The organism is Candidatus Methylomirabilota bacterium (assembly GCA_035315345.1).
Classification (GTDB): Bacteria; Methylomirabilota; Methylomirabilia; order Rokubacteriales; family CSP1-6; genus CAMLFJ01.
In genome coordinates this window covers 1-12,597 of record DATFYA010000207.1, presented here as the reverse complement: position 1 = coordinate 12,597, position 12,597 = coordinate 1, and the positions used below count along the sequence as shown (strand labels likewise).

13 protein-coding genes are annotated in these 12,597 nt (G+C 69.6%); 7 read left to right on the top strand and 6 right to left on the bottom strand.

Translation table 11 applies throughout. The features are described 5' to 3' along the window. The 3 genes from VKN16_26860 to VKN16_26850 form a co-directional block, all read left to right on the top strand. Nucleotides 1–1,052, top strand: a 1,052-nt coding sequence (locus VKN16_26860; GenBank protein ID HME97840.1) for a copper amine oxidase N-terminal domain-containing protein, incomplete at its 5' end; no start/stop codon positions are given. Nucleotides 1,053–1,413: 361 nt separating this feature from the next. Beyond that, nucleotides 1,414–1,926: a DinB family protein gene (locus VKN16_26855; protein HME97839.1), complete on the top strand. Its 513-nt coding sequence runs from the start codon at nt 1,414–1,416 to the stop codon at nt 1,924–1,926. 55 nt (nt 1,927–1,981) lie between these two features. Next, a complete protein-coding gene (locus VKN16_26850) occupies nt 1,982–2,962 on the top strand; it encodes an ABC transporter substrate-binding protein (GenBank protein ID HME97838.1) in 981 nt (326 codons plus the stop codon). A gap of 52 nt (nt 2,963–3,014) precedes the next feature. Here the strand turns inward: VKN16_26850 and VKN16_26845 are convergent, their stop codons facing one another. The 6 genes from VKN16_26845 to VKN16_26820 all read right to left on the bottom strand — a co-directional run bounded on the left by VKN16_26845 (nt 3,015) and on the right by VKN16_26820 (nt 9,967). After that, on the bottom strand, nt 3,015–3,545 hold the full coding sequence (locus VKN16_26845; protein ID HME97837.1) for a DinB family protein: 531 nt from the start codon (nt 3,543–3,545) through the stop codon (nt 3,015–3,017). A gap of 78 nt (nt 3,546–3,623) precedes the next feature. Further along, complete coding sequence (gene bshA, locus VKN16_26840) at nt 3,624–4,754, bottom strand: N-acetyl-alpha-D-glucosaminyl L-malate synthase BshA (GenBank protein ID HME97836.1); 1,131 nt, start codon at nt 4,752–4,754, stop codon at nt 3,624–3,626. Between the two features lie 32 nt (nt 4,755–4,786). Further along, nucleotides 4,787–5,569: a hypothetical protein gene (locus VKN16_26835; protein HME97835.1), complete on the bottom strand. Its 783-nt coding sequence runs from the start codon at nt 5,567–5,569 to the stop codon at nt 4,787–4,789. Beyond that, nucleotides 5,566–7,272, bottom strand: a complete 1,707-nt coding sequence (locus tag VKN16_26830) for a sodium:solute symporter (GenBank protein HME97834.1) — start codon at nt 7,270–7,272, stop codon at nt 5,566–5,568. The genes VKN16_26835 and VKN16_26830 overlap by 4 nt, the downstream gene beginning before the upstream one ends. Further along, nucleotides 7,269–7,421, bottom strand: a complete 153-nt coding sequence (locus VKN16_26825) for a hypothetical protein (GenBank protein HME97833.1) — start codon at nt 7,419–7,421, stop codon at nt 7,269–7,271. Before VKN16_26825 ends, VKN16_26830 begins: the two co-directional genes overlap by 4 nt. Further along, on the bottom strand, nt 7,418–9,967 hold the full coding sequence (locus VKN16_26820) for a PIG-L family deacetylase (protein ID HME97832.1): 2,550 nt from the start codon (nt 9,965–9,967) through the stop codon (nt 7,418–7,420). Before VKN16_26820 ends, VKN16_26825 begins: the two co-directional genes overlap by 4 nt. Between VKN16_26820 and VKN16_26815 the strand changes: the two genes are divergently transcribed. The 4 genes from VKN16_26815 to VKN16_26800 form a co-directional block, all read left to right on the top strand. Further along, entirely contained in the window at nt 9,954–10,565 is a 612-nt protein-coding gene (locus VKN16_26815; protein HME97831.1) for a hypothetical protein, read from the top strand. The two genes, VKN16_26820 and VKN16_26815, sit on opposite strands and share 14 nt — an antisense overlap. A gap of 85 nt (nt 10,566–10,650) precedes the next feature. Next, entirely contained in the window at nt 10,651–11,637 is a 987-nt protein-coding gene (locus VKN16_26810) for a hypothetical protein (GenBank protein ID HME97830.1), read from the top strand. Between the two features lie 26 nt (nt 11,638–11,663). Continuing rightward, nucleotides 11,664–11,990 (top strand): copper resistance CopC family protein, encoded by a 327-nt coding sequence (locus VKN16_26805; GenBank protein HME97829.1) that lies wholly within the window; start codon nt 11,664–11,666, stop codon nt 11,988–11,990. A 16-nt stretch (nt 11,991–12,006) separates the two neighbouring features. Beyond that, a partial coding sequence (locus tag VKN16_26800; GenBank protein HME97828.1) for a hypothetical protein occupies nt 12,007–12,597 on the top strand: 591 nt, incomplete at its 3' end.

Below are 12,597 nucleotides of genomic sequence, written 5' to 3'. Positions count from 1 at the left end.
CGCTCCTGAGCGAGCACGTCTACCTCGCGGCCGCCGCCACCAACGCGGCGCTGGCCGGTCGCCAGGCCGAGTTCGAGGCGGCCGCGGCCGCGCTCGACGGCAACTCGGTGGACCTGGCCCGCGCCATCGGCTCGGTGTACGGGCCGGAGGCCGAGCAGGCGTTCCTCCCGCTCTGGCGCAAGCACATCGACATGGTGGTGGACTACACGGTGGGCGCGGCCACCGGCGACCGCGCCAAGCAGGACAAGGCGGTGGCCGACCTGGTCGGCTACACGGACGACTTCGGCGCGTTCCTGCAGTCGGCGAATCCGAACCTGCCGAAGTCGGTGGTGGCCGATCTCGTGAAGCACCACGTGCTGACGTTGAAGGCGGTGATCGACGCCCAGGCCGCGAAGGACCAGGAGCGGGCCTTCACCGCGCTGCGCACCGGGGCGGGCCACATGCAGATGATCGCCGATCCGCTCGCCGGCGCCATCGTCAAGCAGTTCCCCGGGAAGATCGCGGGCGCCACCGACACGAAGGCCGCCGGGCTGCGCACCATGCTGAACCTGGCCCTGCGCGAGCACGTCTACCTGGCGTCGGCCGCCACCAACGCGGCGCTCGGTGGGCGCGACGCGGAGTTCAAGGCGGCCGCAAACGCGCTCGACGCCAATTCGGTCGCCGTCGCGAAGGCGATCGGCTCGGTCTACGGCCCTGAGGCGGAAAAGGCCTTCCTGCCCCTGTGGCGCAAGCACATCGGCATGGTGGTGGACTACACGGTGGGCGTGGCCGGTAGCGACCGCGCCAAGCAGGACAAGGCGGTCAGCGACCTGATCGGCTACACGCAGGACTTCGGCGCGTTCCTGCAGGCCGCGAACCCGAACCTGCCCAAGGCGGTGGTCGCCGATCTGGTGAAGCACCACGTGGTGACGCTCAAGGACGTCATCGACGCCCAGGCCGCGAAGGACCAGCGTCGCGCCTTCACCGCCGAGCGCACCGGCGCCGGCCACATGCAGATGATCGCCGACCCGCTCGCCGAGGCGATCGTCAAGCAGTTCCCCGACAGCTTCTAGTCCGCTCGGAGCTTCGCGCGGCGCTCCGGGACTCCCGTCCCGGGGCGCTGTCCGATCCGCCGAGCGAGCGTAGGCAACATCAGTCCCCTCCGGCGGCGGGCACACGCGTGGCCCCGTCCCCGTGATATAACCTCCCAGACTCAGACACCGGCCGCCCCGGGAGCCGACGGCACAGCTATCGACGCCGAGTCCACGAGCGCGTTCTGTGCTATCTACGGTAGGTGTGATCGCGTCGCCACGCGCGGGAAAGGGCCTCGTCCCCGCGGCCGTCTCATCACCCGAGAGGTGACCCATGACCAAGGACACGTTCGTTCGGCGTGCGGTGGCTGCCGTGCTTGTCGTTCTCTGGGCGACTCCGGGGATGGCCCAGACACCGGGCGGCCCCCCACCCGGCGCTCCGTCAAGGTTCCCGGCCACGAGCTTCCTGGCCCCGACGAAGGCCACCTGGGAGAGCACCCGCAACCTGGTCCTCGGCATCGCCGACAGCGTGCCCGAAGACAAGTACGACTTCCGGCCGACCCCCGCCGTGCGGACCGCCCGGGAGACCCTCATCCATCTCATCGGGGAGAATTACACGTTCTTCTCCAGAGTCTCCGGCGACACCCTCGAGAGCAACGCGCGCTTCGACAGCCTCAAGAGCCGCGCGGAGATCCTGAAGGCGCTCCGGGAGAGCTACGACTACGGGGCGCGGGTGTGGGAGGGGCTGACCGAGGAGAAGGCCCTGGAGATGGTGGCGGGCAGAGGAGGTCAGCAGGTCCAGCGCTGGTCGGCCATCCTGATAGCGATCCAGGACAACATGAACCACTACGGCAACCTCGTCGTGTACCTCCGTCTCAACGGCATCGTGCCGCCGCGGAGCGCGCCGCGCAATTGACGAACGTATCGCGGCATCATCGCGGGCTCCGGGCGGCCGCCGCACCGGTTCGATGATGGATCGACGGAGGTTCCTGCACGGGACCGGGATCGTGCTCCTGGCCGCGCCCATGGCGGCCCAGTCGCAGCCGGTCGGGAACGGCCCGCGGGTGGGCTTGCTCTTCTACGGCGCCCCCGGGCCCTCACCCGAGCTCGAGGCCTTCCGGCAAGGGCTGCGCGAGCTCGGCTACATCGAGGGCCAGAACATCAGCATCGAGTATCGGTTCGCGAGCGGCCAGGTCGGGCAGCTACCCGTGCTCGCCGCGGAGCTGGTCCAACTCAAGCTCGACGTCATCATCACCCCGGGCACGCCGGCGTCCGTGGCCGCCAAGACGACCACGAGCACGATCCCCATCGTCTTCGCCGGCGTGGCCGACGCAGTGGGCGCGGGCCTCGTGACGAGCCTGGCGCGCCCGGGTGGAAACATCACGGGGGTGACGAGCATCAGCGCGGCGTTGGGCGGCAAGCGCTTGGAGTTGCTGAAAGGGATCGTTCCCAAGGCCTCCCGCGTGGCGATCCTCTACAACCCGGCCGACCAGTCCAACACGCTGGTATGGACCGGCCTTCAGGAGTCGTCCAAGCCTCTGGGCCTCGCCCTGCACCCGCACCCCGTGCGTGGTCCCGGTGATTTCGAAGGGGCCTTTGCCGAGATGACCCGGGAGCGTGCCCAGGCGCTCTTCGTGGCGGCCGGCGTGCTCACGACGGAGCACCGGAAGTTCCTCGTCGACCTCGCGGCCAGGAATCGGATACCCACGATGTGGGGCGAGCGACAGTTCGTCGAGGTGGGAGGCCTCATGTCGTACGCCGTGAACTTCTACGATGAGATCCGGCGGGCCGCCGCCTATGTGAGCAAGATCCTCAAAGGCGCCAAGCCCGCCGATCTCCCCGTGGAGCAGCCCACCATGTTCGAGCTCGTCATCAACCTGAAGACAGCACGGGCCCTCGGGCTGACCATCTCGCCTTCGTTGCTGAGCCGGGCGGACCAGATCATCCAGTAGAGGGCGCCGCGCCCGCGGCGGCCTCCCGCCGAAGGTCGGCTCTCCCTGCTCCTCACCTCCTGACGCTGGCCGGCGGCACGATCCCATTCATCCGCACATAGACCACGAGCTGGCCGTAGTGGTTGCGGATCTGATACATCGGCCCTTGCCAGAAGGTGGCGCGGGTCACCGTGCGATTGCCGAAAGGAAACTTGACCGGCTCGAGGAGCTGGGCGTCGCTCAGCGGCGTGACCATGTCCTCCACGCTCTGGAACGACTTCTTCAGGAGAGCGATGATCTCGGGCTTCGTCATGGCGCCGTGATGGTGCTCTTCCGTCTTGGCGCCCTTGGCGGAATCCACGAAGCGCTGCATGATCCCGGCCAGGTGCACGAGCTGGTCGCCGAAGGTCGAGATCTCGGGCGTCGGCTTGTAGCTGTATTTCTCGGCGGGCATCGCCTCCGCCATGTCGAGGATCTCCTTGGCGGCGCGCTGGTAGGTCGCGACGAGCTCCTTGCTCAGACTCGGGGCTGGGGTCTGGGCCGAGACCAGAGAGGGTCCGACGAGGGCGAGCAAGACGACGCAGACGCAGGTCCAAGCTTTCATGACCGCCTCCTGGCGGGACTCGTTGTACAGCGTTCACTCCAGGCCAAAATGGCCGATCCTCGCGCGCGTGACGGGTCGTCACCGACACACCCGGCGGTAGAGTGCTTCGTAGCGCGGCACGATGACCTCGGCGGAAAAGCACGCACGCGCACGCGCCTGCGCCGAGCACCCGAGAGCCCGGCGGCGCGGCTCATCGTGGATCAGGGCCTCCAAGGCTCCGGCGAGCGCGTCGGCATCCCCAGGGGGCACCAGCACGGCGCTCTCGTTGTCGCCCACCACTTCCGGGATGCCGCCCACCCGGGTGGCGACGCTCGGGCAGCCGAAGCACATGGCCTCGAGGAGGCTGAGGCAGAAGCTCTCGGCGTCGGAGGCGTAGAGGCCGACATCGGCGATCTGCAGATAGTCCTCGATGGCGTGGACCTTCTCGCGGACGATCACGCGGTCGGCCAGGCCCAGGCGGCGCACGTCGCCCGCGAAGGGAGCGAACGCCTCACCGGCGAGGATGAGGAGGCGGAACGCCTCGCGCGGCCGCACCCGCGCAGCCGCTTCCAGCACGAGATCGACACGCTTGCCCCGGCGCAGATTGGAGGAGTGCACCACCAGCACCTCGTCGCCGAGGCCTAGCTCGCGGCGGACGATCTCGCGTGAGCGACTGGCCGGGCGCGGAGCGAAGAAGTTATGGATGACCTCTATCGGTCCGTCGAAATGGAGCACCCGCTGCGTTTCCTGCTTGAGCGACTCGGAGACGGCGGTGACCGCGTCCGAGGAGGCCAGGGCGTGCTGGATGGCCGGGGCGTAGCCCGCGTCGTGGCCGAGCAGCGTGGTGTCCGTGCCGTGCAGCGTGGTGACGACGCGAGGCCGCGGGGGCGAGGAGAGCATGGCGCGTGCCAGGATGGCCGCGGTGGCGTGCGGCACGGCGTAGTGGACGTGGAGCACATCGAGCCGATGATCCCGGCTCACCTCGGCCATGCGCACGGACAGCGGTAGCGTGTAGTCGGGGAAGCGGAACAGCTCGTATTGGTTGATGGCCACCGGGTGGAAGTGCAGCCGAGGCGCATCCGAGGGCAGGCGGAAGGGGCGCTCGTAGGCAATGAAGTGCACGTCGTGCCCGCGCGCGGCCAGCTCCTCGCCGAGCGCCGTGGCCAGCACGCCGCTGCCGCCCACCGACGGGTAGCACGTGATGCCGACGCGCAGCGTGTCTGCCGCCATCTCAGCGACCTGGAGTCCGGGCAGGTCTCATGTCAGCCCGGCAGCTCCGTGAACGCCTCATCCCATCGCTCGATCTCCTCCCGCTGCACATAGGCGATCTCCGGCGCCTCCTCCGGGCGAAGGTAGGCCTGCTCGCCCGCGCCCGTCACGTAGTGCGTGCAGTGGATCACCGACTGCATCCACCTGAGCCGGGTGTCCCGGGTGGGGCTGATCTGCTCCTTCCGGAATCCGGCGGCATCCGTGGGCAGCGTCACGAACGAATCTCCGCCCTCGTGCAGATACAGGGAGCCATCGCGCACGCGGGCCCGCACGATCGCGTCCTCGTGCGGCACGTCTACGAAGAAGTCCTCGACGTCGCAGGCACGGCGCCGCACCTCGGGGTCGCTCGAGCGCACGACGTCGACGCCGTCGAGGAGGCCCATGCCGCGGTACATCTCGAGGCAGAAGTCAGCCACTGTCTCCGCCGCCGTCTTGCGGAACAGGTCGATGGCGGCGTGGCCCAGGTAGTTCGTGAGCTGCCCCAGTGTTCTGGCCTGCCATCCCGCGGCGATGCGCTTGACGTAGAGCGGGGCGAACTTGCGCTGGAGCTTCCCCGCCACCGCGAAGTTCAGGTGTGCGAGCTGGCCGGTGGCGCGATGGCGCAGGAGGGTACGCGTCTCGCGCGGATCATGGTCACTGTCATGGCAGAAATAGACGACGCGCCCGCCGATCTCCGCCTGGAGCCGACGCGCGGTGCGGATCTTGGCCACGAGAAACCGCCGCGGAAAGAAACCGCAGGGTTGCTGGCCGAACGCGATGACTGGCTCCTCGCTCATGTCCCCCGGCCCCCCGCCCCCGGCGCGCGCGACGGCAGGATCGCCTGCAGGGCCAGGCTCAGGACGATGCACACGGCGCAGCCAATGAGGTTGTACCAGAGGTAGCCGATATCGAGCGAGAAGTACATCGCGATGACGAGCGCCTCCGCGGCCGCGGCCGCGAGGAACACCGCCGTGCCGCCGACCCAGTGGAGGAAAAATGCGACCAGGAAGAGACCGAGCAACACACCGTAGAAGATCGAGCCCAGGATATTGATGGCTTCGATGAGGTTCTCCGCGAAGCCGGCGAAGAGCGCGAACCCGACCGCGACGGCACCCCAGAGCAGGGTGAAGCGCCGCGCCACGCGTACGTTGCGCGCCTCGTCGGCGGCGGCGAGCGGGCGGAGGTGGCGCCAGACGTCGATCGTTGTCGTGGTGCCGAGCGCGGCCAGCTCGGAGGCGGTGGAAGACAGCGCGGCGGAGAACATCACCGCCAGGAGCAGGCCCACGGCGCCGTGCGGCAGTTGCGTCAGGATGAACGTGATGAAGACGTAGTCGGAATCCTTGGTCTTGGCGCGGGGGTCGACGGCGACGAGAGCCGACTTGGCCTCCGCGCGGATGGCATGCGCACGATCGCTGGCCGTGACCAGGGCGGCGCGCGCGCTCGCCTCCCGCTCGACGTCCTCCGAGGCGCGGGCCTCGAGCCAGCCGCGGATGGCCGACTGGCTCTGCGTCACCGCGTCCGCGTACTTCGCCTCGATGGCGCGGAACCGGCCGTCCTGCGCGTGACGTCGCCACTCCGCCTGGTTGAAGAACACCGGCGATGGCACGAACTGATAGAAGACGAAGAGGAACGCGCCCAGCATCAGGATCACGAACTGCATGGGGATCTTCAGCACCGCGTTGAACATCAGACCCAGGCGGCTATTGCGCAGCGAGGGGCCGGCGATGTACCGCTGCACCTGCGACTGGTCGGTGCCGAAGTACGAGAGCGACAGGAACAATCCGCCGAACACGCCCGTCCACACGGTGTAGCGCCGGCTCGGATCGAGCGAAAAGTCCACCGCCCGCAGCTTGCCCAGGGCGCCGGCCACATGGGCGGCACCATTGAGTCCGAGGCCGGGGGGCAGCCGGAGCAGGAGCACGATCACGGCCGTGGCCATACCGGCCCAGATCACGGCCACCTGCCACCGGTGGGTCAGCGCGACGGCCTCGCTGCCACCGGTGACCGTGTACACCAGCACGAGCAGCCCCGTGAACACGACCACGAGATCGAGCCGCCAGCCGAGCACCGTGGAGATGATGATGGCGGGCGCGTAGATCGTCACGCCGGCGGCGAGGCCGCGCTGCACGAGAAAGAGGCCGGCCCCGAGCAGGCGGGTCTTCTCGTCGAAGCGCTGGCCGAGGAACTGATAGGCCGTGAAGACGTTGAGGCGCCGGTACATGGGCAGGAACACGGCGCACACGATGATCAGGGCCAGAGGCAGGCCGAAGTAGTTCTGCACGAAGCCGATGCCGCTCTCGAAGCCCAGGCCGGGGATCGAGAGGAAGGTGATGGCGCTGGCCTGAGTGGCCATGACGGAGAGCCCGATCGTGCCCCAGCCGATGGCCGCATCGCCGCGCATGTAGGTGCTGAGGCTTCGCACGTGGCGCGTGCGCCAGGCGCCGTAGGCGGCGATGCCTACGAGGGTGCCGAGCAACACGGCCCAGTCGGCGACGTTCACGCGAAGATCACGGTGAACACCGTCAGCAGGAGGAGCAGCAGCAGGAACCACCCAAAGACGAAGAAATAGACGCCGCGCCAGGTACGGAAACCGGGGAGGTCCGGCGCCTCGGCCTCAACGATCTCGTTGCGGCGCGAGGTGGGCCTCATCGACCCAGCGAGACGAGATTCGCGAACAGCCGATACGCCCCGGGGACCGCTTCGGGAAGCTGGCGAAACCACGCCAGGCTCGTGTAGACGAAGTATCCCTGGCCGTGGCGAGCCACCAGCAGCCCGCCCCTGAGGGGCGTCGCGCCGGCATCGCTGGCGGCGAGGATCGCCGTGAAGCGCTCGTCCCACCGATCGGGGAAGTAGAGCCCGCGCTCCTGCACCCAGCCCTCGAAATCCGCGGCGGTGATGTGGTTCGGGGTGGTCAGCACCGGATGCTCGGGCGCAAGGATCGTCACCGGGGCGTGCTCGTCCGTCACGCGCTCACGCGAGAGATGCAGCTGGAACGGGGCGAGCCAGTCGTCGCGCAGCCCGTCCAGCGTGTTGTACTGCGCCACCACGGTGCCGCCCGCCTGGACGTACGCGAACAGGGCGGGCAGGTGCTCTGCCAGATCCCTCCGCACGTTGAAGGCACGGATGCCGATGACGACTGCGTCGAGACCGCGCAGCCGTTGGGGCGTGAGGTCGGCGCTGGCCAGCGACGTCACCTCGTATCCCATCTGCTCCAGAGCGGCGGGCACGTCGTCGCCGGCGCCCGGCACGTAGCCGACGTGGTGGCCGCGGGTTACCAGCTCCAGCGACACGGCCCTGGCGCGCGCGGGGGGCTGCAGAAGCTGCAGCGGCAGATGTTCGTAGCGAACCTCCACGCGCTGCTGGTCGAAGCGGCGGCCGTCGATCTCCACGCTCGCGCCCAGAGGCGCCGTCGCGAGCGCGGGCGGGGCAGTCACCGTGAAGGTGAAGCGCGCATGCTCTCCCGAGGTGGCGAGTTGGAACGGCTGCGTGGGCGGCGTCACTGTCCAGCCGGCGGGCGCGTCGAGCTGCACGGTGCCGGCGGCGTGCGCACGGGCGGCCGTGACCTCCACCGTCACCGGCCGCGCGGCGCCGGGCGCGAAGAGCCGCACGCCGGCCGGAAACCGCAGGGAGACGGGCGCGATGACGGTGAGCGGACGCCGCGCGAGGTGAGTGGGCTCCGCGGCGGACCTCGGCTCGCCCGCGATCACCAGCGTCTGCCCCCCGATGTCGAAGACGTACTCGATCGGAAAGGCGGGCGGATTCTCGGGGCGGCCAATGAGGGACGGATCGTCCACCTCGAACAGCCCGGGTGTACCTTCCGTACGCAGCCAGTAGGGCTGGGTCGGCGCTGCGTTAAACGGGACGGCCTGAGAGGTCTCGCGTACGACGGGCTGACGCGGGCGCAGGCTGGTCGTCTTGGCGATCACTCGATGCGCGGCCGGATACCGCACCGCCATCCAGCGTACGGGGAAGGGCGCGTGCACGATGGCCGTGTGGCGTAGCTTCACAGTCTCGCCGGGCACGGCCTCGGCGCGATCCACCACGGTGTCGACCTCGAGGCCGAGGCAGGCCTGGATGATCCGGTCGAGCTGCTCGCGCTTGTCGGTCACGACGGGATCCGCGGGGAGCGCGGCGAGCCGACGCCGGATGGCGAGCAGCGCGCGCAGGCGAGCGCGCACGTCCTGGCCGTCGAACCTCGCAATCTCCTCCTCGGTCGACCGGGCGATCTCCGCACCCCCGGGCACGCGGTTCCACGTCGTGTCGACACCGTCCATGAGGTCCTTGGTCGGCGGCTCGCCGTCGAGCAGCACGAACGGCTCGACCCGCGGACCCTCGTTCACGGGCGGGTCGTTGATACCGAAGCCCTGTGTCTTGTGCATGCCCCGGCTGCGCGCGGCGATGGAGGCGAACGACTCGCCCGTGACCGGATCCCGGACGCCCACATCGATCTTGACCACCCCAGGCCCATCCGGCACGTCGGCGGGCCATCCCGCGATGGCCACGCCCGCCCCCGGATTCGCGTTCGGACCCCGGCCCACGTTGTGCACGATGCGCCGTGCCTGCCACGTCCTGAGCTCGCGGAGCTGCTCGGGAAAGGCCGCGGGATCGCCGGCGAGGTTGAAGGCCTCGACGGCGAGGACGGCGGAGGCGGTATGGTGGCCGTGCGTGGGCGTGGGCTTCGGAGAGAAGCGCGTGATGATGACGTCCGGGCGGAATTCGCGGATCACCCGCACCATGTCGCCCACCACCGCCTGCCGGTCCCAGACGGTCAGCGTCTCCTCGGCGTTCTTCGAGTAGCCAAAGTCCTTGGCACGGGTGAAGTACTGTCGTCCTCCGTCGAGGCGGCGGGCCGCGAGCAGCTCCTGCGTGCGCGCCACCCCGAGCGTCTCGCCGAGCTGGGGGCCGAGCAGATTCTGTCCACCGTCGCCGCGGGTGAGCGAGAGATAGGCCGTTCGGTAGCCGCGCCCACGCGCCATGTAGGTGATGACCTGCGTGTTCTCGTCGTCCGGGTGGGCCGCCAGGTAAAGCACGCTGCCGGTGGTGGCGAAGCTACGGAGCTCCTGGAGGATCGCCGTCCTCGAAGGTGGCTCGGCAGCCTGGCCGGCATCGGTCGACCACACCAGGATGGCCACGACGAGGGCGGCCAAGAACGGCACGTGCCAGAGGGTCTCGCGCACGAGCATGGAGGAGGTCATCGACGGCTCAAACGATAGCACGGCATGTGCTGATGGCGGGCTCGCCGCTGGCGAGCCCGCCGCGCTTGACAACCTCCGGACCGGCGAGCAGAGTGAGCCGCAACGCGCCATGTCTCGACGTCACCGGTGCTCGTTGGTGCTGGTCCTGTTCGTCACGCTGCCTCTGTCACTCGGATCGAGCCGCGCCATGGCGCATCCGGCGACACTGCTCCTGGAGGCTCACCCGGGCTCGGCTCAGCCGGGCGCCTCGACGGGTGGCGTCTGGGGGATAGCGCTCTGGCTCATCGCCGGTGTCGGCCTGCTGCGTGTGGCGGCGCGCCCGGTGCGCCGCCGCGCGATCGCCATGGGCCTCTCGCTGGCCCTCGGTGTCTTCGGCCTGGAATCGGCCGTCCACTCGGTCCATCACTTGACCAGTCCCGAGACGGCCGCGACGTGTCCCGTGTTTCCGAGCACCGAGCATCTCGGCTGGGGCGAGATCCCGGTGGTCGCATCCGACGCCTCGCCGCCTCACGTGACTGCCGCCCCGGCCCCGGCACGCGAGACCTCCGAGGGTTCGCTGACCTACCGTCCCCGCCCGGGACGGGCTCCTCCCGCCTGACCGCGCTGTCGGTCCCTTCTCGAACTCCACGACCGTAGCGCCGCGCGGCCGGGCCCGCTGCCGCTGTGCGTGCGCGGAGATCCCTATGAGAACGAGACTCGGCGTCACCCTGCTCTGGGCGATCGGCCTCACGATGGCCGTACCCGGTCCGGCGTCCGCCCACGGGCTGATCGGGCAGCGCTTCTTCCCGGCCACGCTCACGATCGACGATCCGTTCGTGGCCGACGAGCTCTCGCTGCCCACCGTCCTGCACATCAAGAACCGCGGCTCGGAGGAGAGACCGCCGAGCCTGCAGACGGACGTGAGCGGCGAGCTGTCGAAGCGCCTGAGCCCCGACCTGGGGCTCTCGCTCGGCGGCACCTACACCCTGCTCGATCCCGATCCGGGGGACTCGGTGTCGGGCTTCGACAACATGGAGGTGTCGCTCAAGTACGTCTTCTGGAAGAGCGCGCCGCACGAGACCCTCTTCTCGGCGGGCGTGAGCTGGGACGTCGGCGGGACCGGCAGCAAGAAGATCGGTGCGGAGTCCTTCGACACCGTCACCCCGCAGCTCTTCTTCGGCAAGGGCTTCGGCGACCTGCCGGAATCGGTGGAATGGCTCAAGCCGCTCGCGCTCACCGGAGCCTTCGGCCTGGACATCCCGACCCGGCGCCACAACCAGACGATCTCGGTCAACGACGACGGCGACGTCGAGGTCGAGCGCGAGCTGAACCCCAAGGTCGTGCAGTGGGGTTTCTCGATGCAGTACAGCCTCCAGTATCTCCAGTCGTTCGTGCGCGACGTCGGCCTGCCCGCTCCGATCAATCGCTTCATCCCACTGGTGGAGTTCGCGATGCAGACCCCGGTCGAGGGACGCGACGCCGGTCGCACGACGGGAACCGTGAATCCCGGGGTGATCTGGTTCGGGCGCTACTGCCAGCTCGGCGTCGAGGCGGTCATCCCGGTGAACAGCCGGACCGGCAAGAACGTCGGGGTGATCGGGCAGATCCACTTCTACCTCGACGACATCGCGCCCAAGATCTTCACGTGGACGCCGTTCCACGGCGTGCTGGGCCCGACCCAGCCGCAGTAGCCGTGCGGACGCTGTGGGCGGCGGTGATGCTCCTGATCACGGCGGCGACCGCATCGGGCCACGCCTTCCCCGACCATTCGGAGCCGCGCGTCGGCCACACCGTGGACGCCTCGCCGCCCACCGTCCGCATCTGGTTCGACGGCGCGATCGAGCCGGTCTTCAGCACCCTGCGCGTGGAGGACGCCGACAAGCGCCGGGTGGACCGGAACGACTCGCGGGTGAGCGCGACCGACGCCACCCTGCTCGAGGTCGGCCTGCCGTCGCTGGCCCCCGGCCGGTACCGGGTGTTCTGGAGCGTGGTCTCGCGGGACGGGCACCGGACCGAAGGCACCTTCGGCTTCCGCGTCAAATGAGCGCGGAGGCCGATCGGTGCTGATCGCGGCGTGGCTCATCCGCTGGAGCGGGCTCGTCGCGCTGGCCGGCCTGGTCGGCGGCTTCGTGGTGGACCTGCTCGTCTTGCCCGCCGGGGCGCGGCCGATGGCGGTTGCCCGTCGTCGGCTCCGGGCGCTGCGGATCGGGTGCACCGTCCTCCTGCTCGTCGTCACGGTCGGAGAGTGGTGGCTGCGGGCCACCACGATGAGCGGCGGGGGGCTCGGTACGGCGGTGCGGGCGATGCCGGTCGTGTTGACGCGCACGCACTTCGGCACCGTGTGGATCGGGCGCGCGGCGGCCCTGCTCGCGCTCCTGGCGCTCTCGAGCGCGTCGCGGCCCGGATGGCAGAGGCTGGGCGCGCTCGCCGCGCTCGGCGTCGCCCTCAGCGTGAGCTTGACCGGCCACGCCAGCGACTGGGGGGATCTGGCCCCCACCGCCGGGATCGACTGGGTCCACGTCGTCGCCGCCACCACCTGGACCGGCGGCCTCTTCGTCCTGGTCGTCGTGGTGGTGCGGGAGGCCCGCCGATGGCCGGTCTCGCTCCTGGCCGAGATCATGCGCCGCTTCTCCCGCCTCGCCGCGTGGTGT